Genomic DNA, 18,257 nt, shown 5'->3' on the forward strand with positions numbered 1-18,257 from the left:
AATTAGTACGCAACCTGGCCATAAGATTCTAATGGTGCATCTTGATATAACTTTTCAATATTATAGTAATTTCTTTCATCTTTATGGAAAACATGTACTACAACATCCGCTAAATCAATTAAAATCCAGCGTGCTTCATTGTAACCTTCCATACGTTTTACATCAACATTTTGTTCGTTGGCCGCTTCTTTAACAGCTCGAGCAATTGCTTGAACTTGGCGTTCGTTATTTCCATGGGTTACAACAAAATAATCTGTCATATCACTAATGTTTTTCATCTCTAATGAAATGATATCTTCGCCTTTTTTATTGTCAACTGCATTCACTGCAATTGTTAATAATTCTTGTGAATTCATTTAATCATCCTTTATTCTTTCGTCGCTATAATTGTAATAATTCAAACAATCAATTGTCTTATTATATACTGTAATGTCTTTTTGAATTAAAAATAATACTGTTCGTTTAGAAATTTCATAAATTGTTTTATCTAAACTACCTTGATTGTATGCCATATCCCGGATATCCTCAACTCCTGGTATTGTTCTTCCAGGTTCGATATAATCCGCAATAAAAATCAATTTTTCAGTTTTTGTCATTTGCTGACGACCTGTAGTATGATACTTAATCGCCATTAAAACTTCCTCATCGTGAATACCATATTCATGCTCCATAATTGCTGCACATACCGGGCCATGCAAAATTTCACTACCGTAACTTAGTAAATCATTGCCTAATTCATATTGTCTAACAATTTGATACATTTTTCCTAAGTCATTATACTTACATAAATCATGTAAAACACCTGCTAATTCTGCTTTGCTAGCATCTCCATCATAAATCTCAGCAAGTTTTACTGCTGTTTCTGCCACTCTTAAAGAATGATTGAAGCGTTTTTCGGGCAATTTTTCTTTGGCAAGCCGTTTAGCTTTTTCAATGTTCATATAATCCTTCCCCCTTAATATAATTTTCAACGGATTTAGGAACAAGAACTTGGATGGATTGTTTTGCTTTAACTCTTTGTCTTATCATTGTAGAACTTATATCTACCCTCGGAATCTGAACGGCAATCATATTGCTATCAACACTTTGAACATTTTTGTCTCTATTTACAACTACAAAAGTCACCATATCTTTCAGGATTTCAATTTGATACCATTTTTCCAACTGGTCATATTGATCCGTTCCAATAACAAAATACAACTTACTTTCCTTGTGTAACTCTTTAAAAGTCTTTATCGTGTCATAAGTATAGCTTTGACCGCCTCGTTCAATTTCTATATCGCATATTTTCCCAAAACCAAGTTCATCAATCACTAACTGTATCATCGTTAATCTATGATGCACATCAAGAAAATCATGATGTTGTTTTAACGGTGACATAAAACTAGGTAAAAAATAAAATTCATCTGGCTTTAGTTGATGAAAAACTTCACTAGCTACTATCATATGTGCAGTATGAATTGGATTAAATTGCCCGCCGTAAAGTACAATTTTTTTCATTGTTATGGTAATTCAATCTCTTTATTTTCTTTAGATTCTCTATAAATAACAATCATTGAACCAATTACTTGCACTAATTCACTATGTGTAGCTTCACTTAATGTTTGCGCTAATTCTTTTTTATCATCAAAATTATTTTGCAAAACATGAACTTTAATTAGTTCTCTATTTTCCAATGTGTCATCAATTTGTTGAATCATATTTTCATTGATACCGCCTTTTCCAATCTGAAAAATAGGATCAATATTATGTGCTAAACTTCTTAAATATCGTTTTTGTTTGCCTGTAAGCATAGTGTTATTCTCCTTTTAATTTTTCTAATACTGCTAATTTCATACAGTTAATATCAGCTTCTTTACCTGTCCATATTTTAAAACTTTCAGCACCTTGATAAATAAACATATCTAATCCATTATAAATCGGGTTTCCTTTTTCTTCTGCCTTTAATAAAATCGGTGTTTTATAAGGTATATAAACAATATCACTCACTAAAGCATTCTGAGAAAGATGCTTCAATTCGATAATACTATCATTATTTTCTGCCATACCTGCCGGAGTAGTATTTATCACAATATCAAATTCATCTAAATACATTTCAGCATCGTTTAACGTAATTTGATTCACATCTAAATTCCAAGATTCAAATCGAGACATTGTTCTATTCGCGACTGTCAATTTATGCTTTACAATTTTAGATAATTCATAAGTGATGCCTTTGCTTGCACCACCTGCCCCCAAAATTAATATATATGCATTCTCTAAATCTGGATAAACTTGGTATAAACCTTTAACATAACCAATGCCATCTGTATTATACCCTATCCACTTACCTTCTTTTATCAAAACGGTATTTACAGCACCTGCAATAATTGCTTGTTCATCAATGATGTCTAAATAAGGCATGATACGTTCTTTATGCGGAATAGTAACATTAAAGCCATTTAATTTTTTTTCAGATATAATTTCTTTAATTAAATGAAAATCCTCAACTGGAATATTTAAAGCGTCATAAGTATAGTCTAACCCTAAAGACTTAAAGTTTGCACTATGCATCGACGGTGATAAAGAATGCTCAATTGGACTACCGATAACTGCAAATTTCATTTTTAAATCACCTTACAAAATAGAATTTCTTAATATAACATCAACATTTTTAGGAACACGTACAATCACTTTTGCTCCTGGTCCAATAGTTATAAAACCAAGCCCAGAAATCATTACATCTCGTTTTTCTTTACCAGTTTCAAGTCTAACAGCTTTCACCTCATTAAGATCAAAGTTTTGAGGATTACTAGGTGGCGTTAATAACTCACCTAATTGATTACGCCATAATTCGTTAGCTTTTTCTGTTTTAGTTCGATGTATATTCAATTCATTTGAAAAGAAGCAAATTAATGGGCGCTTGCCACCTGATACATAATCAATTCGCGCTAATCCGCCAAAGAACAATGTTTGTTCTTCATTTAATTGATAAACACGTTGTTTGATTTCTTTTTTAGGCATTATAATTTTTAATTCTTTTTCACTCACTAAATGAGTCATTTGATGGTCTTGAATAATACCTGGTGTATCGAACATAAATGAAGTTTCATCTAGAGGAATATCAATCATATCCAAAGTTGTGCCTGGGAATCTTGATGTTGTTACAACATCTTTCTCTCCGACACTTGCTTCAATTAATTTATTGATTAGTGTTGATTTACCAACATTTGTAGTTCCTACAATATACACGTCTTCATTTTCTCTTACTTTTGCAATTGAGCTTAATAAATCATCGATACCCCAGCCTTTTTCTGCTGAAATTAACACGACATCATCTGCTTCTAATCCATATTTTCTAGCAGTTCGTTTTAACCATTCTTTAACTCGACGCTTATTAATTTGCTTCGGTAATAAATCCAATTTATTTGCCGCTAAAATAATCTTTTTATTTCCGACAATACGTTTAACTGCATTGATAAAAGATCCTTCAAAGTCAAACACATCGACAACATTAACGACAATACCTTTTTTATCTGCAAGACCTGATAATAATTTTAAAAAGTCTTCGCTTTCTAACCCTACGTCCTGAACTTCATTATAATTTTTCAGTCGGAAACAACGTCTACAAATCACGTCATCTCGGAACAGATTATGTTCTGGTACAAAACCAGGTTTATTTTTATCTTCAGATTGAAGTGGTGCACCACAACCGATACATTTTAAAATATCTGACAATCAATTTTCCTCCCATGTGATATAACCTTTTTTACTAAAATGACGCAATAATCGTCTTTCAATCAATCTATTAAACTTAGTAATAAATCCATCTGTTCTCTTTACTGGAACTACCATAATTGTATATAAACCTCGACGATTCCCACCAAATACATCTGTAAGCATTTGGTCACCAATGACAACTGTTTCATCTGGCTTAATGTTCATTTTAGTCATTGCTTTGTCAAATGCTTTACCCATTGGTTTTCTTGCTTTAAATATAAAATCTATATCTAAGTGCTGACTAAAACTCGCAACACGTGTTTCGTTGTTATTAGACACAATTGTGACTGTGATGCCTTTTTCATTAGCTTCTTTAAACCAAGCTTTAACACGTTCTGTAGGTTCTTTTACATCCCAACCTACTAATGTATTATCCAAATCTGTTATGATACCTTTCACGCCTTTGTCGACTAACTTATCTAAATCAATTTGAAATATTGACTGAACATATGAATTAGGCATAAAAAACTTGCGAACTAAACCCATTTAACTCACCTTTACCTTTTTATAATTGAGAAACTAATGCTTCAACTGTTTGACTAGATGATACTGCTGCTTTTTCTAAAAATGCTTCAAAACTAATTTCAGCTTCTCCATTTGCCAAGTCAGAAACAGCTCTCACAACAACAAATGGTACTTTGAACTGATAACATGTTTGTGCAATTGCTGTAGCTTCCATTTCAACCGCCATAGCATTTGGAAATACTTCTTTAATTTTCTGACGTTGTTCTACACTACCAATAAAGCTATCTCCACTCACTATCAAGCCTACTTTAGCTGCTAATTGCTGTTGATCAATTACTTGTGATACTTTTTCTATTAAGCCTTTACTTGATTCAAAAGTAGCTGGCATCTGTGGTATTTGACCAAATTCATATCCAAATGCTGTTGCATCTGCATCATGATATTTTAAATCATCACTTATAAGCACGTCACCAACTTTCAGACTTTCGTCTAGTGCACCTGCCGATCCAGTGTTAATAATAATATCAGGTTTGAATTTATTAATTAATAATGTTGTAGAAATTGCAGCGTTCACCTTTCCAATTCCACTTTGGGTAATCACTACTTCTCTTTCTTGTAAAATGCCAGTATAAAATTTAACATGTGCAATTGAAATCTCACTTAATTGTGTTAATTTATTTTTTAAAATTGTAACTTCTTCTTCCATGGCACCAATTATACCAATCATTATCTGATTCACCTCATTTATAAAATCCTAGCATTTGTTATTTTATCACATTTTAATCACTACAACGACAAGTATAATGATTTTCATCATAGTGCTAATATTTTGCATATTTTAGGTTAATTTAACTTTCTACAAACAAACTACTAACGGAAATCTAAACTGGAGATTATCTTAGAGGTAATAATTTATTCATTGCATTCATTTTTCAAGACGAGAAATAAGATAATTTATAAAACAAAGATCACTTTATTAATCAGAATGAAAATGATATGTTTAGATAAATCATGATGAAAATATGAGGGATATATAATGGCACAAAATAATCAAAACAACTATGTAACAAAGATAGCCACTTGGGGCAGTTTTATCGCAATTGCTTCATTTATTATTTTATTTGTTAGTATTTTTTTAAAATTCACTTTTGACGTTCAATTTTTAACACAGGTGATGAATATATGTCGATATACTTTGATTTTAGGATTTATACTTATGTCCTTACCTGATGTTGTTGATAAAAACATCAAGAAAATTATATTCGATGCATTTATTATCATTGTCTTTATCTTCTTTTTACTATAGAAATGTGAATCATTGTTACAAAAATAATCATAACTATATCGTTAATTTCTACATCTGACCAGTTGTTAAAATCATCTGGTCTTTAATTTTGGTCTATCAAACAAACGATACATATTTATGTAATTACACTAATTATAATCAAGAACCTATATCACAGAAAAATTCTAATTTAATATATTTGTCGAGAACAAAGTTAATTTAACAATTATAGAATTAACTTGCGATTTTTTACCAAACAAAAAAGCAGCACACGAAACATGTGCCACTCTCAACGAATTTATTTTTTCTATGAAGTAATTACGTAATCTTACAAACAACTTAACTAGTATAGCTAAAGCACAATAAAACTTATTTAATAATCATATTTAAAAATTCATCACTAATTTCATAAATTGCTGGTCTACTTTTAATTTTAACTAAATACTGATTGTATTTTTTTATTGTGTTATTAATTTTAACTCTACTAACACCCAATATGTTTTCTATATCGATTAAAGATAATCTATTCCTTTTATTACCAAATAATTTATCCATTGATAAGAGATATAAACATTCATAGTCAACCTTTTTATAATGATTTGATAAACAGCGTGTTAATTTTTCAGTTGCATTCATTTTAGGTACTAGATCATCGAGTATCCTATCTTGTCCCACAATTAATAAATCAAGCATAATTTCTATAAAGCCTGTCAAATCACCACAATTCAAGTGATTTGAAGCATTTATAAATGCTTTATAATATTTTGATTTATTTCTATTAATTACATACGAAAATGTCAATGCAGTATAATTATCGTAATAGTCACTTAAAAGTTTTGCTATTATAAATCTTCCAACTCTACCATTACCATCATAAAACGGATGAATGTATTCAAACAGATAATGACTAGCCATAATTTTAAACGGTTGAGGTGCATCAAAATATTTTAAAAACGTCAGCATTTCACCGATATATTCAATAATTTTGGTTTCTGGTTCTAAGCCTACATGCATATACTTATTCGTCGATGCATCGTGCACACCTACAAAATTTTTACGGAATAAATTCCCATCTAACTTATCTTGTTCATTAATTTCTCTAGAAACTAATTTATCATAAATTTCTCTAATATCTTTAACACTATCAACTCTTATTTTCTGACTATGTTCTATTTCTTTATATTGGTCTACTAGTCCTCTAAACTTTAAAAATTCTGATGATTTATTATTTAGTGCATGTGCAATTTCTTTTTTTGTACTAAATACATTTTCAATTTCATTAGTACTTTGTAATTCATCAATTAATAAATCATTAAAATATTGTTCTCTAACTGCATGCGGTACAGAATTTAGTGCACTATCGATTCTTCTACTGTTTAACGAAATTAATTCTTGCTTTTTAGATAAATTTTTAGTAACCATGAAAAACAATGGATATTTTTTATCTACTACCTTTTTTCCATTTACCATAGGCGTGATATTGATATTAGTATTGAATGAGGCTAAGGAATTAAATCTTCTTTTATACTCATCTTTCATTTTGCTTTCATTGTATTCATGAAAAATACTTTTTAAAGTTCTAAAGCTCATATTCAATACCCTCCTTATGTAAAAATGTGTTTTTTGAGATAAAAATCAATTTTCAATATATTTGATAAATTTTATCATGCTTATACTCTAAAAACTATATAAACAGAAAGCTTCCTAATTAACACGAATATTTTATTTCCACACAACAAAAAAGCAGCACACGAAACATGTGCCACTCACTATCATTTCTCTTGTGAAGTATTAAAATAAAATTCTAAAAATCAAAATATAGCTTAATCTTTAAAATTAACTTCTTGTAAAGTTACACCCTAAAACAATAAGTCATTTTAAAACAACTGGAGCACTTCTTTAAATGAAAAGATACCTGTCAATATCGTAACAAGTACCGCTACGATACCAAAGATAAACATCCAGTTCGGATGTTTGTAATCACCGACAATTGATTTCTTTTTACTAGCGATTAATATCGCACCTAACGTAATAGGCAATATCCAACCATTGATCGCTCCTGCAATAATTAATAAACTGATTGGTTTTCCAATGAATAAGAAAATCAAAGTTGAAATTACGATAAATACAATTACAATCAAATTACTCTTTTCGTTAAATGATTTATGAAGTGTTTTTAAAAATGTCGCACTAGTATATGCAGAGCCAATCACGGATGACATAGCTGCAGCAAACAATACAATACCAAAAATATTTTTACCAATTGGTCCAATAGCATGTTCAAATACAGATGCAGGTGGATTGTCAGAACTTAGTGTAACACCTGTTACTACAACTCCTAAAACTGCTAAGAATAATAATGTTCTCATAATACCAGTTGTCAAAATACCAGCAATTGCTGATTGATTTACAAAAGGTAAATATTGCTTACCTTTAATGCCCGAATCTAAAATACGATGTGCACCTGCAAACGTAATGTAACCACCTACAGTTCCACCAACTAGAGTAATAATTGGCAATACTAATTTCATTGGATGCTCTGGCGCAAAGGTATGCACAAAAGCATCCCCATAAGGCGGATTAGAAACAAACATTACATAAGCGACAACTAATATCATCACAATACCGAGAATCATAGAAACAATGTCCATAATTTTTTGTCCACTTTTACTTACAAAGATTAATATGGCAAATATTGCAGTAATTGCTGCGCCCCATTTTACATCTAATCCAAAAATGGCATTTAAACCTAAACCCGCACCTGCTATATTTCCAATATTAAATGCAAGACCACCAAATGCAATTAAAATCGAAATTACAGTACCTAATCCTGGAATAACTTTATTTGAAATTTCTTGTCCCCTTAAGCCAGTCACTACTAAAATACGCCAAATATTGATTTGCGCACCTATATCAATAATGATTGATAATAAAATTGCAAATGCAAAACTAGCAAAAAATTGCGATGTAAACACAGCAGTTTGTGTTAAAAATGCCGGTCCAATAGCAGAAGTTGCCATTAAGAATACGGAACCTAATAATAACCTTTTATGATTTTTAGTAAATTCAAAGTCACTTCCATGCTGTTTATTTTTTAAATTTCTCCCCATGTTTTAGCCCCCTATAAGGATTGAATATCAATGCCTTCTTTCGTTAATATTTTTCTTATTTTCGATACAAAATCTAAAGCATGAGCACCATCACCATGCACGCAGATTGTATCTGCTTGTAACGTTATTTCTTTGTTGTTTTTCGAGATGACTTTATTTTCTTTAACCATTTTCAAAACTTGATTTAATGCTTCTTCAGTATCAGTGATAACCGCTCCACTTTCTCTCCTACTTACTAACTGTCCATTATCCTCATAACGTCTATCAGCAAAAACTTCAGATGCTGTAATGAGCCCAACATCTTTTGCTTCAGAAATTAAGAATGAATTTGCCAAGCCAACTAAGACTAATGAGGGATCAAAGTCATAAACAGCTTGTGCAATCACTCTTGCAATCGCTTTATCTTTTGCTCCCATCTGATATAACGCTCCATGTGGCTTTACGTGACTTATTCTAACCTGATAAATTTGACAAAACCCTTGTAGTGCACCTAATTGATAAATCATCAGATTATAAATTTCATCTAAAGACATATCCATATTTCGTCTACCAAACCCCTTTAAATCAGGTAAGCCTGGATGTGCGCCTATGGCAACGTTATGTTCTTTTGCTAACTTAACAGTTTCATTTATTACATTTTCATCACCTGCATGAAATCCACAAGCAATATTTGCACTTGTAATTAATGGAATAATTTGATGATCACCACCAAACGAATAATTTCCATATGCTTCTCCTAAATCACAATTCAAATCGACTCGCATTATAATTCCACCCCGTTTACTATTTGGTGCTTTTCTAAAAATTTGATATCAACATCTTTCGCATCGCCATCGCAATATGCTGGATAATTTAATACTGCATATAAAAAATCTGCTGTTGTTGAAAAACCATCAATCACCATTTCATCTAATGTAACTTTTAATTTTTCAATTGCAGCAGCTCTATCACGCGCTTTTACGATAACTTTTGCAACTAAAGAATCATAGTATGGTGATACTTGATAACCGTGATATAACAAAGAGTCAACACGTACATTAAAACCTTGAGGTAAATGTAAACCAGTCACTTTGCCTGGCGTTGGCATAAATTTCTTTTCTGGATTTTCAGCATTAATTCTCGCTTCTATAACATGACCATTAAATCTAATGTCTTCTTGTGTAAAAGGTAGTCGGTCTTGCTCAAGTAAAAATAGTTGAGCTGCAACTAAATCCCTTTCTGCTCTCATTTCAGTAACTGTATGTTCTACTTGAATTCGTGCATTCATTTCAATGAAATAATGTGCATCTTCTGTTACTAAAAATTCTATCGTACCTGCACTTCTATAATTAGCAGCACGCGCTACCTTTACTGCATCATTACAAATTTGTTGTCGTCTCTCTTCTGAAAGTGCCGCGCAAGGTGATTCTTCTATCAATTTTTGATTTTTACGTTGTACTGAACAATCACGCTCACCTAAGTGCACATAATTATCTTTACCATCTCCCATAATTTGCACTTCTACATGCTTTGCCACAGGAATAAAAGCTTCTACATATACACGCTCATCATCAAAATACTTTTGTCCTTCACTTTTAGCTTCTTTAAAAGCTTTTTCAAGATCTTCGGCACGTTTAACGATACGAATACCTTTACCACCGCCACCACTTGCGGCCTTAATTACAACTGGATACCCGATATCTTTTGCAAGAGTTTCTATTTCAGAAACTTCATTGATAGCATCATTAGAACCTGGAATAACTGGAACACCAGCTCGATGTACTGTTTGTCTTGCAGTTATTTTATCTCCCATCATTTGCATTGTTTCCTTAGTAGGACCTATAAACAAAATGTTATGTTCTTCTACAGCTTGAGCAAATTTTGTTGATTCTGATAAAAATCCATATCCTGGATGAATTGCATTTGCACCTGTTATTTCTGCAGCTGCAATTATACGGTTTATGTTTAGATAACTGTCTAAAGCATTTGCTTCACCAATACATATAGCCTGATCTGCTAAATGAACATGTAAACTTTGTTCATCACCTTTTGCATATACTGCAACAGTATCTATTCCCATTTCTCTGCAAGCACGTATAATTCTTACAGCGATTTCACCTCTGTTTGCAATTAAACAACGAAGCATTTGTTTTCCCCCTTTACTTTACACGCACTAACACTTGATCATATTCAACATTTGTTCCATGATCAACTACAATTTCCACGACTTCTCCACTAACGTTAGTCGTTACTTCATTTAATACTTTCATTGCTTCAATGTATCCTATAACATCGCCTTTATTTACTGTATCTCCAACTTTAATCTTTGGTTCAGTAAGTTCTTTACTATCTTGTAAAAAGAATGTGCCAACCATTGGGGATTTTATTGCTTCACCTTCATCTGAATGTGTATCATTCTTGCTATCATTTTTATCGGCCACTACTGTTTCATTATCATTGTTTTGATTATGGTAATTGCTATAAACTGATTTAGGTTGCTCTTCTGTAAAATCAATTTCAATTTCATCATCAAAGTTTTTATATTTAAATTTCTTTACATCATAATCTTTTACTACCTTTATTATTTGTTCGATTTTTTCAATATCCATTTTAAAAGTCCCCTTTAACTAACGTTGCTAATTTTTTAGAAGTTTGGCGCATTTTTGAAATATCAAATACTGGTGATACTAGATTTTCCTTTAAAATATCATTAAGTATAGACATTTGTTCTCGATTCTTTTTTTCTGCCTCTTGAAAAGAAAGCCATTTAAACTGTACCTGGTCTTTTGGCTTCATCTGCGCTAATTTTCCCAAGTCAAACTTGCATACAGTTGCAATTTTGGTGTATCCACCAATTGTTTGTTTATCATTCAACAAAATAATTGGCTGTCCGTCGTTCGGTACCTGAATGCTACCTAAAGCAACTGGTTCTGAAATAATATCCGCATGGTTAATTGGCGCAACATTTTCACCTTCCAAGCGATAACCCATGCGATCTGATTGTTCCGTTATTGTATATGGAAGATTTACTAGTTTTTTTATAGCTTCTTCTGAAAACGACTCAATTTGCGGCCCCTTAAGTATGTGTATAATATTGTTTTCTGGAAGTAAATTTACGTTAATACACTTACCAATATTTTCTTTAAAATGTTCGTTCATATTTATAGTAATACAATCATTCGAAAGCAAAGTTCTACCTTTATATCCACCTATACCACTTCGAGTATGTGTCGCATAACTCCCAGCAATTAAAGGAACATTAATCGGATTACCAAATGTGATATATCCACGCGCGCCTTCTGTGATTTGACCTATTTTTAAAATATCTCCTTTATTTACAAATATGACTGTATACATCGGAATCGACTCACAATTAAGTGTCGCATTTACAGTACCACCAGTAAGTGCAATTGTATTTTGTGTATTAAACTGAATTGTCGGTCCTATCACAGTATATTCAATTGCAGGTCCTTCGTTCCCAATTAAAGACTGTGCAACTTTAAAACTAGGCTGATCCATAGCACCTGCGCCAGAAAATCCTACATGTTCAAAACCACTTCGCCCTTTATCTTGTATCGTTGAAAATAAACCAGGTTGTAAGATTTTAATAGTCAATTTCTGTCACCACCAAATCAGCAAAGTTAAACTTATCTTCAGAAATGTTTTTTTCTATTTGTTTATATTGTTTTTCATCAATTTCATAAAAATGAATCCAATCACCAGCTTCATATAAAGTCATTGGGTTACGTTTACTATTAAAAACTGTAACTGGAGTTCGTCCAATAATTTGCCAACCACCTGGGGAATCAAGTGGGTATAATCCTGTTTGATTGTTCGCAATACCTACAGAGCCAGCTTTTATTTTAAGCCTTGGTTCACTACGTCTAGGTGTATGTAGAGATTCATCTAAACCACCTAAATAAGGAAATCCAGGCATAAAACCCAGCATATATATTAAATAAGGTCTACTTGTATGTTTTTCAATAACCTGTTTAGTTGAAATCTGATTATACTCTGCAACTTCTTCAATATCTGGACCAAACATCCCACCATAGAGAACAGGTATTTTAATAATACGTTTATGCTGATTCACATCAATAATATTTTTATCATTGAATTTTGTAAGTTCTAAATTTTCAATTAATTTTGAAGCTGTTATAGCTTGATCATCAAAATAAATTAAAATAGCACGATACGATGGCACAATATCTTGAATCTCTGAAATATTTTTTTCACTTATCCAACGCATCATTGACATGACATTATGATAAGTTACTTCAGTTATTTCATTTTTAAAATAAATCATGATTGTTTGCTCGTTAATAAATCTTATATCCACATTAAATCCCCCTTCGTATTGCAACAAAACACTATTGAATACCTTTTCATTGTATCACTGCGATACCCGAGTTGTTTAATAAGTAATTATAATCGTATACAATAACAAATGATAATCAATTATTTTGAATAATTATCGTTTACTTTAAAAAACAAAGTTAAGTAGTGAACATAAACCATCTTTTCTTTAAATTATTATCCACCGGACTGACCAAGTTAGTCTTATGCCTTCGCAAGAAACACAGCACAAAAAAAGACTACGGCCAACGTATGTTTAACATACATCAATCGTAGTCTAAATAAATTTATTACTAATTATTGAATTTTAACAATCTTAACGTTCATTTCTCCACCATTCGGTAAAGGTACACGTACTTCATCATCTAACCCTTTACCAATTAATGCTTTAGCCATAGGTGATTCGTTAGAAATTTTGCCATTAAAAGCATCAGATTCTGCTGAACCTACTATTTGGTAACTTTCTTCTTCATCACCTGGTAGTTCAACAAATGTTACAGTTTTACCAATTTGAACAACATTGTTATCGCCAGTATCTTCAATGATTAATGCATTTCTTAACATATGTTCAATACGTTGAATATCTTGTTCTATAAATCCTTGTTCATCTTTTGCTGCATCATACTCAGAGTTCTCTGATAAGTCACCAAATGAACGTGCTACTTTAATTTTTTCTACTACTTCTGGACGTTTTACCGTTTTTAATTCTTCTAATTCACGTTCTAGTTTTTCATAACCCTCTTGAGTCATTGGGTATTGCTTTTGATTTTCCATAATGTCATCTTCCTTTACTGAGTTATACTATTGTTTACTAACTAAAGATTGAATTTTCGTTGTCATGATATCTATTGCAACTTTATTGCTACCACCTTCAGGAATAATTATATCAGCATATTTCTTCGTTGGTTCAATAAATTGGTCATGCATAGGTCTAACAACACTTAAATATTGATTGATTACAGAATCCATTGAACGACCGCGTTCCTTAGTATCTCGTGTTAAACGACGTAATATTCTTAAATCAGCATCTGTATCAACATATATTTTAACATCCATCATATCACGTAATACCTTGTTTTCTAAAGCAAAAATACCTTCTACGATGATAACATCTTTAGGTTTAAAATCAATGGTAATGTCACTTCTTGTATGACTAGCATAATCATAAGTAGGTACTTCTACTGCTTTGCCACTTTTTAAATCTTTAAGATTTTCAATTAACAAATCGTTATCAAACGCAAACGGATGGTCATAATTGGTTTCTAGTCGCTCTTCGAAAGTCAAGTGCGTCTGGTCTTTATAGTAGTAATCTTGCGCTAATAAAGCCACACTATGCCCTTCTAAATTTTTCATTATTTCATTTGTTACAGTTGTCTTACCTGAGCCTGATCCACCAGCTATACCAATGATTGTAGTAGCCTTCATTAGCCAATTTCCTTTCTCATCATGTTGTTTGGATATATCGGGCGATCCACTTTGATTTGAACGATTTGTAATGGATGGCGCGCCGCGTCTAAGCTGTTACCTTCTTCATCATAAATTGCTTCTACTACTTGTGTAAATGTTTCAATTTCTGGACCAAAGAATTCAATTTCTTGACCCGGTTTAAAATTATTACGTTGTTGAATCGTCGCAATTTTTGTATCTTCATTATAATCTAATACTAATCCACAAAAATCAAATGGCGACTTTTTCGATTGTTGCTGACCAAACATTTGCTCTTCGTAACCTGGCGTTCCTTCAAAAAATGCTGGCGCAGTATCTCTATTTGCACACTTATCTAATTCAATTAACCACTCTGGGTTAATTTTGAAGTTTTCAGGGTCAGCTGCATAGGCATCAATAACTTTACGATATACTGAGACAACTGTCGCAATATAATGAATTGATTTCATACGCCCTTCAATTTTTAATGAATCCACACCTATATCCATCATTTGAGGAATAGATTCGATTAATTTTAAATCTTTAGGACTCATCGCAAATGGTGTTACCTCACCTTGATTATAAAATACATCAAGTTCACCGTTATCATCAACTTCTAATAGTTCATAATCCCAACGGCAACTTTGACAACATCCACCACGATTCGAATCTCTTGCAGTCATATGATTACTTAATGTGCATCTACCTGAATAAGCAATACACATCGCACCATGGATAAATGCTTCAATTTCAATGTCAACTTTTTCTTTCATTTCACGCATTTCCATTGCGCCTGTTTCACGTGCTAGTACAACACGATCTAATCCTTCTTCTTTCCAATACTCAACAGCTTTGTAATTTGAAAGTGATTGTTGTGTTGATAAATGAATTTCAAGATTTGGTGCAACTTCTTTACAAGTTTCTATAATTAATGGGTCTGCAACAATAATACCTGTTGCGCCAGTTTTTTCCAAATTACGTAAATATGTTTCTAAACCTTCAATGTTCTCATCATGTGCAATTATATTCGTTGTTACATAAATTTTAGCACCGTAACGATTCGCAAATTCAACACCTTCAGCTATTTCTTCCATTGTGAAATTATCAGCATTAGATCGTAACCCGTATTCTTGGCCACCTAAAAATACCGCATCTGCACCATAATGAACAGCAATTTTTAATTTTTCTAAGTTACCTGCTGGTGCTAATAATTCTGGTTTCTTCATAACTGTTTTAGGAGTTGATTTAATCTCTTCTATTGTTTTCATGATTATCCTCCTTAGTATACTGTCTGTTTATATAAGAAACCTTCGTCAAATGGGCGATGATCAGGTTGAATTTCTTCTATTGGATCCATCAACATAAATTTCTCATCCTCATAAATTTCAGGGTCTTCATTGTACAAATCTATCGCTTGACGATACTGTTCCGTTACAACATTTATATATTCTTCTGTTTGTAAAATACCATCGATTTTAAAAGCATCTATACCAGCTTCAAAAAATGGTGCTAATTCTTCAATTAAGCAAATATCATTCGGTGACATAATATGTGTTCCATTATAATCTTCATATACAGGATAATTATTTTGTCTTTCTTCATCGTAAAGTAATAAAGATTGTTCATCATTGCGACGTTCTATTTTCATCTGACGATCTTGGAAAGTGTAGTAATTACCAAGTAACATACGTTTAGATTGGAACATACATGTCATACCTTGGACTTGTACTTCTATTTCAACATCTGAATTTTCTTTTATATTTATGATTTCATCTAAATTTAATTCACGTGCTAAAACTGCTCTAGACGCACCTCTTTTACCCCAGTAATTACATTGAAAATGATTTGTTACTAACGTCTCTGCATTCCAATGAAGCGGAATTGGATTTTCTTGAGCTTTAACATACATCACTACAGCTGGATCTCCGAATATAATTCTATCCACTCTTATTTCATGTAAAAAATTAATATAATCTTCTACAGCATCTAAATGATAATTATGGAATAAACCATTTACTGCTGTGTATACTTTTTTGCCATTTTCATGTGCTAATGCAACAGCTTCTGTCATTTGTTGTCTATTGAACTCCCCAGGAAGTCTTAAGCCAAACTTTTGTTCACCAATTACAAAAGCATCTGCACCTTTTTCAATAAGTGTTTCCATATGGCTTAATGACTTGGGTGTGACAAGTAATTCTGTCATAGTCATTCTCCTTTAATTGAAATCGCTAATCCGTCATCTATATTTAAAAAATTCGTTGTATATCCCGGTTGCTGTATTAACCACTCATTATAATCTTGAACTTTTTTAACCATCTGTCTTACATTTCTCGACCTAACGATTCCAATATCTGATACGAAACCGTGGTATAAAACATTATCTGTAATAACGAGACCTTGTTGTTTTAAAAGTGGTGTATATATTTCAAAAAACTTCTTCGATTGCGCTTTTGCTGCATCAATAAATATCATATCATAAACTTTATCATTTACATTTTCAAATTGCTCTAATGCATTACCTTCTATTAAACGAATTTGGTTTCCAAGTTTATAGTCAGCAAAATTTTGTTTCGCATACTTAATCATCGTCTCATTACGCTCTATCGTAGTGACATTAATATCATTAGATAATGAGGCAAATTGCATAGAACTATAACCTATTGCTGTTCCAATTTCTAAAATGTTTTTTACTTTATTCATTCGAATAAGTTGTTTAATCAAATCTAAAGTTAAACGATCAACAATTGGCACTTCATTTGTTATTGCAAAGTCACGCAATACTTCAATAGGACTATTTTGATGTTGATGTAAATCTATTAAATATTTTTTATTTAGATCATCCATGTTTTAAACTTCCTTTATGTAAAATAAATCAATATGATTATGACAATAAAATAAATCAGCCTTCACAATTGATTTCGATCGTGCCAATCAATTAAATGACTGATTTCGTGTTAGACGCAATGCTATTTTATTCTTAGAAGCGAATCATTCATATAAAAATTAACTTTAGATATTTTACCATATTTCAAACAAAATTATAAGCGTTATTTAAATATGAGTTATTGACATCAAAAAACTCTCACTTACCCATCTAAAGGCAAGCAAGAGTGACTTATGTTTTTTATTCTTCCATTTCCGTATTAACGACTTCTTCAATCATATCCCATTCTTCATCAGTTTCGATTGGCACTAATTTACCACCGTCACCTGACTCATCTGGTTCGTTAATCATTGGTACAAGTTCAATCATGTCATCTTCATCTGATTGTGCACCTTCTTCTGCTAAAATAACGTATTCTTTCTTGAATTCTGGGTGATAAAATTCTAATACTTTACGGTATAAAACTTCATTACCTTCTTCATCAAATAAAGTTAATAGTTCTTCTTCGTTATTAATTTCTAGTTGTGAATCATGATTATGTTCAGTCATAGTAAAATCTCCTTTTAATGTAGTGAATCTAAATAGCCTTGTAAAATAAATACTGCTGCCATTTTATCAATCACTTGTTTTCTTTTTTGTCTTGAAACATCTGCTTCTAATAATGATCGTTCAGCAGCCATTGTGCTTAATCTTTCATCCCACATCACAATCTCAATAGATGGGCAAGCTTCTTGCAATTTCTCTTTATATGTTAGAGATGCCTCCCCACGAAAACCTATTGAATTATTCATGTTTTTAGGTAGTCCTATTACGACTGTACCTACGTTGTGTTTTTTAATAATGTCCACTAATTGGTCAATACCTAGTTCATTATTTTCTTCATTGATACGGAGTGTGTCTAATCCTTGTGCCGTCCAACCCATTAAATCACTAATTGCAATTCCTACTGTCCTACTACCAACATCTAGTCCTAAAATTTTATGCTGTAACATAA

23 protein-coding genes are annotated in these 18,257 nt (G+C 31.8%); 1 reads left to right on the forward strand and 22 read right to left on the reverse strand.

Features of this window, described 5'->3' with window-relative positions; genetic code table 11:
* Positions 1-2 precede the first annotated feature (2 nt).
* Genes rsfS through mtnN form a run of 8 tightly spaced genes read right to left on the reverse strand, consistent with a single transcriptional unit; the run spans position 3 to position 4,951 of the window.
* Positions 3-356 carry a ribosome silencing factor gene (gene rsfS, locus SAMSHR1132_RS07490; RefSeq protein ID WP_001088023.1) on the reverse strand — a complete coding sequence of 118 codons (354 nt, stop codon included), beginning with the start codon at positions 354-356 and terminating at the stop codon, positions 3-5.
* Complete coding sequence (gene yqeK / locus SAMSHR1132_RS07495) at positions 357-941, reverse strand: bis(5'-nucleosyl)-tetraphosphatase (symmetrical) YqeK (RefSeq protein ID WP_001019321.1); 585 nt, start codon at positions 939-941, stop codon at positions 357-359.
* On the reverse strand, positions 931-1,500 hold the full coding sequence (locus SAMSHR1132_RS07500; protein WP_000725169.1) for a nicotinate-nucleotide adenylyltransferase: 570 nt from the start codon (positions 1,498-1,500) through the stop codon (positions 931-933). The genes yqeK and SAMSHR1132_RS07500 overlap by 11 nt, the downstream gene beginning before the upstream one ends.
* A 2-nt stretch (positions 1,501-1,502) precedes the next feature.
* A complete protein-coding gene (yhbY, locus tag SAMSHR1132_RS07505; RefSeq protein WP_000955238.1) occupies positions 1,503-1,793 on the reverse strand; it encodes a ribosome assembly RNA-binding protein YhbY in 291 nt (96 codons plus the stop codon).
* A 4-nt stretch (positions 1,794-1,797) separates the two neighbouring features.
* Positions 1,798-2,604, reverse strand: coding sequence for a shikimate dehydrogenase (gene aroE / locus SAMSHR1132_RS07510; protein WP_000666768.1), 807 nt, complete (start codon positions 2,602-2,604; stop codon positions 1,798-1,800).
* A 12-nt stretch (positions 2,605-2,616) separates the two neighbouring features.
* Positions 2,617-3,717, reverse strand: a complete 1,101-nt coding sequence (gene yqeH / locus SAMSHR1132_RS07515; protein ID WP_001280131.1) for a ribosome biogenesis GTPase YqeH — start codon at positions 3,715-3,717, stop codon at positions 2,617-2,619.
* A complete protein-coding gene (locus tag SAMSHR1132_RS07520; RefSeq protein WP_000524904.1) occupies positions 3,718-4,245 on the reverse strand; it encodes a YqeG family HAD IIIA-type phosphatase in 528 nt (175 codons plus the stop codon).
* A 19-nt stretch (positions 4,246-4,264) separates the two neighbouring features.
* Entirely contained in the window at positions 4,265-4,951 is a 687-nt protein-coding gene (gene mtnN / locus SAMSHR1132_RS07525; protein ID WP_000579263.1) for a 5'-methylthioadenosine/S-adenosylhomocysteine nucleosidase, read from the reverse strand.
* Between the two features lie 309 nt (positions 4,952-5,260).
* Between mtnN and SAMSHR1132_RS07530 the strand changes: the two genes are divergently transcribed.
* The gene (locus tag SAMSHR1132_RS07530; protein ID WP_000068427.1) at positions 5,261-5,530 is read left to right on the forward strand and encodes a hypothetical protein; all 270 of its coding nucleotides are present in this window, start codon (positions 5,261-5,263) and stop codon (positions 5,528-5,530) included.
* Between the two features lie 348 nt (positions 5,531-5,878).
* Here the strand turns inward: SAMSHR1132_RS07530 and SAMSHR1132_RS07535 are convergent, their stop codons facing one another.
* The 14 genes from SAMSHR1132_RS07535 to ruvX form a co-directional block, all read right to left on the reverse strand.
* Positions 5,879-7,099: a Fic family protein gene (locus SAMSHR1132_RS07535; RefSeq protein ID WP_000010066.1), complete on the reverse strand. Its 1,221-nt coding sequence runs from the start codon at positions 7,097-7,099 to the stop codon at positions 5,879-5,881.
* 287 nt (positions 7,100-7,386) lie between these two features.
* Positions 7,387-8,619, reverse strand: coding sequence for an NRAMP family divalent metal transporter (locus SAMSHR1132_RS07540; protein ID WP_000533249.1), 1,233 nt, complete (start codon positions 8,617-8,619; stop codon positions 7,387-7,389).
* An 11-nt stretch (positions 8,620-8,630) separates the two neighbouring features.
* The gene (gene pxpA / locus SAMSHR1132_RS07545) at positions 8,631-9,383 is read right to left on the reverse strand and encodes a 5-oxoprolinase subunit PxpA (protein ID WP_001261807.1); all 753 of its coding nucleotides are present in this window, start codon (positions 9,381-9,383) and stop codon (positions 8,631-8,633) included.
* Positions 9,383-10,744, reverse strand: coding sequence for an acetyl-CoA carboxylase biotin carboxylase subunit (locus SAMSHR1132_RS07550; RefSeq protein WP_000942719.1), 1,362 nt, complete (start codon positions 10,742-10,744; stop codon positions 9,383-9,385). Before SAMSHR1132_RS07550 ends, pxpA begins: the two co-directional genes overlap by 1 nt.
* A gap of 13 nt (positions 10,745-10,757) precedes the next feature.
* Positions 10,758-11,207 carry an acetyl-CoA carboxylase biotin carboxyl carrier protein gene (locus SAMSHR1132_RS07555; RefSeq protein WP_000350645.1) on the reverse strand — a complete coding sequence of 150 codons (450 nt, stop codon included), beginning with the start codon at positions 11,205-11,207 and terminating at the stop codon, positions 10,758-10,760.
* A gap of 1 nt (position 11,208) precedes the next feature.
* Positions 11,209-12,213, reverse strand: a complete 1,005-nt coding sequence (locus tag SAMSHR1132_RS07560; RefSeq protein WP_000152860.1) for a 5-oxoprolinase subunit C family protein — start codon at positions 12,211-12,213, stop codon at positions 11,209-11,211.
* Entirely contained in the window at positions 12,203-12,937 is a 735-nt protein-coding gene (pxpB, locus tag SAMSHR1132_RS07565; RefSeq protein ID WP_000354590.1) for a 5-oxoprolinase subunit PxpB, read from the reverse strand. Before pxpB ends, SAMSHR1132_RS07560 begins: the two co-directional genes overlap by 11 nt.
* Before the next feature lie 314 nt (positions 12,938-13,251).
* Positions 13,252-13,728: a transcription elongation factor GreA gene (gene greA, locus SAMSHR1132_RS07570; RefSeq protein ID WP_000431313.1), complete on the reverse strand. Its 477-nt coding sequence runs from the start codon at positions 13,726-13,728 to the stop codon at positions 13,252-13,254.
* A gap of 27 nt (positions 13,729-13,755) precedes the next feature.
* Positions 13,756-14,379: a uridine kinase gene (udk, locus tag SAMSHR1132_RS07575; RefSeq protein WP_000648618.1), complete on the reverse strand. Its 624-nt coding sequence runs from the start codon at positions 14,377-14,379 to the stop codon at positions 13,756-13,758.
* Entirely contained in the window at positions 14,379-15,647 is a 1,269-nt protein-coding gene (locus SAMSHR1132_RS07580; protein ID WP_000848308.1) for a peptidase U32 family protein, read from the reverse strand. Before SAMSHR1132_RS07580 ends, udk begins: the two co-directional genes overlap by 1 nt.
* A gap of 11 nt (positions 15,648-15,658) precedes the next feature.
* Positions 15,659-16,582, reverse strand: coding sequence for a peptidase U32 family protein (locus SAMSHR1132_RS07585; RefSeq protein WP_000137782.1), 924 nt, complete (start codon positions 16,580-16,582; stop codon positions 15,659-15,661).
* Between the two features lie 2 nt (positions 16,583-16,584).
* Entirely contained in the window at positions 16,585-17,223 is a 639-nt protein-coding gene (locus SAMSHR1132_RS07590) for an O-methyltransferase (protein WP_000342257.1), read from the reverse strand.
* Between the two features lie 280 nt (positions 17,224-17,503).
* Positions 17,504-17,812, reverse strand: coding sequence for a DUF1292 domain-containing protein (locus SAMSHR1132_RS07595; RefSeq protein WP_000134779.1), 309 nt, complete (start codon positions 17,810-17,812; stop codon positions 17,504-17,506).
* Between the two features lie 14 nt (positions 17,813-17,826).
* Positions 17,827-18,255 (reverse strand): Holliday junction resolvase RuvX, encoded by a 429-nt coding sequence (gene ruvX, locus SAMSHR1132_RS07600; protein ID WP_000939064.1) that lies wholly within the window; start codon positions 18,253-18,255, stop codon positions 17,827-17,829.
* Between the last annotated feature and the right edge of the window lie 2 nt (positions 18,256-18,257).

The sequence above is a fragment of the Staphylococcus argenteus genome (assembly GCF_000236925.1).
Taxonomy (GTDB): domain Bacteria; phylum Bacillota; class Bacilli; order Staphylococcales; family Staphylococcaceae; genus Staphylococcus; species Staphylococcus argenteus.

Excerpts from the sequence above, each read along its gene's own strand:
- udk (WP_000648618.1), bottom strand. The coding sequence starts at position 14,379 with ATGAAGGCTACTACAATCATTGGTATAGCTGGTGGATCAGGCTCAGGT.
- SAMSHR1132_RS07535 (WP_000010066.1), bottom strand. The coding sequence starts at position 7,099 with ATGAGCTTTAGAACTTTAAAAAGTATTTTTCATGAATACAATGAAAGC.
- yhbY (WP_000955238.1), bottom strand. The coding sequence starts at position 1,793 with ATGCTTACAGGCAAACAAAAACGATATTTAAGAAGTTTAGCACATAAT.
- SAMSHR1132_RS07540 (WP_000533249.1), bottom strand. The coding sequence starts at position 8,619 with ATGGGGAGAAATTTAAAAAATAAACAGCATGGAAGTGACTTTGAATTT.
- SAMSHR1132_RS07530 (WP_000068427.1), top strand. The coding sequence starts at position 5,261 with ATGGCACAAAATAATCAAAACAACTATGTAACAAAGATAGCCACTTGG.
- SAMSHR1132_RS07580 (WP_000848308.1), bottom strand. The coding sequence starts at position 15,647 with ATGAAAACAATAGAAGAGATTAAATCAACTCCTAAAACAGTTATGAAG.
- SAMSHR1132_RS07595 (WP_000134779.1), bottom strand. The coding sequence starts at position 17,812 with ATGACTGAACATAATCATGATTCACAACTAGAAATTAATAACGAAGAA.
- SAMSHR1132_RS07590 (WP_000342257.1), bottom strand. The coding sequence starts at position 17,223 with ATGGATGATCTAAATAAAAAATATTTAATAGATTTACATCAACATCAA.
- SAMSHR1132_RS07585 (WP_000137782.1), bottom strand. The coding sequence starts at position 16,582 with ATGACAGAATTACTTGTCACACCCAAGTCATTAAGCCATATGGAAACA.
- SAMSHR1132_RS07500 (WP_000725169.1), bottom strand. The coding sequence starts at position 1,500 with ATGAAAAAAATTGTACTTTACGGCGGGCAATTTAATCCAATTCATACT.
- greA (WP_000431313.1), bottom strand. The coding sequence starts at position 13,728 with ATGGAAAATCAAAAGCAATACCCAATGACTCAAGAGGGTTATGAAAAA.
- mtnN (WP_000579263.1), bottom strand. The coding sequence starts at position 4,951 with ATGATTGGTATAATTGGTGCCATGGAAGAAGAAGTTACAATTTTAAAA.
- rsfS (WP_001088023.1), bottom strand. The coding sequence starts at position 356 with ATGAATTCACAAGAATTATTAACAATTGCAGTGAATGCAGTTGACAAT.
- SAMSHR1132_RS07550 (WP_000942719.1), bottom strand. The coding sequence starts at position 10,744 with ATGCTTCGTTGTTTAATTGCAAACAGAGGTGAAATCGCTGTAAGAATT.
- yqeK (WP_001019321.1), bottom strand. The coding sequence starts at position 941 with ATGAACATTGAAAAAGCTAAACGGCTTGCCAAAGAAAAATTGCCCGAA.
- SAMSHR1132_RS07555 (WP_000350645.1), bottom strand. The coding sequence starts at position 11,207 with ATGGATATTGAAAAAATCGAACAAATAATAAAGGTAGTAAAAGATTAT.
- SAMSHR1132_RS07520 (WP_000524904.1), bottom strand. The coding sequence starts at position 4,245 with ATGGGTTTAGTTCGCAAGTTTTTTATGCCTAATTCATATGTTCAGTCA.
- ruvX (WP_000939064.1), bottom strand. The coding sequence starts at position 18,255 with ATGTTACAGCATAAAATTTTAGGACTAGATGTTGGTAGTAGGACAGTA.
- pxpA (WP_001261807.1), bottom strand. The coding sequence starts at position 9,383 with ATGCGAGTCGATTTGAATTGTGATTTAGGAGAAGCATATGGAAATTAT.
- aroE (WP_000666768.1), bottom strand. The coding sequence starts at position 2,604 with ATGAAATTTGCAGTTATCGGTAGTCCAATTGAGCATTCTTTATCACCG.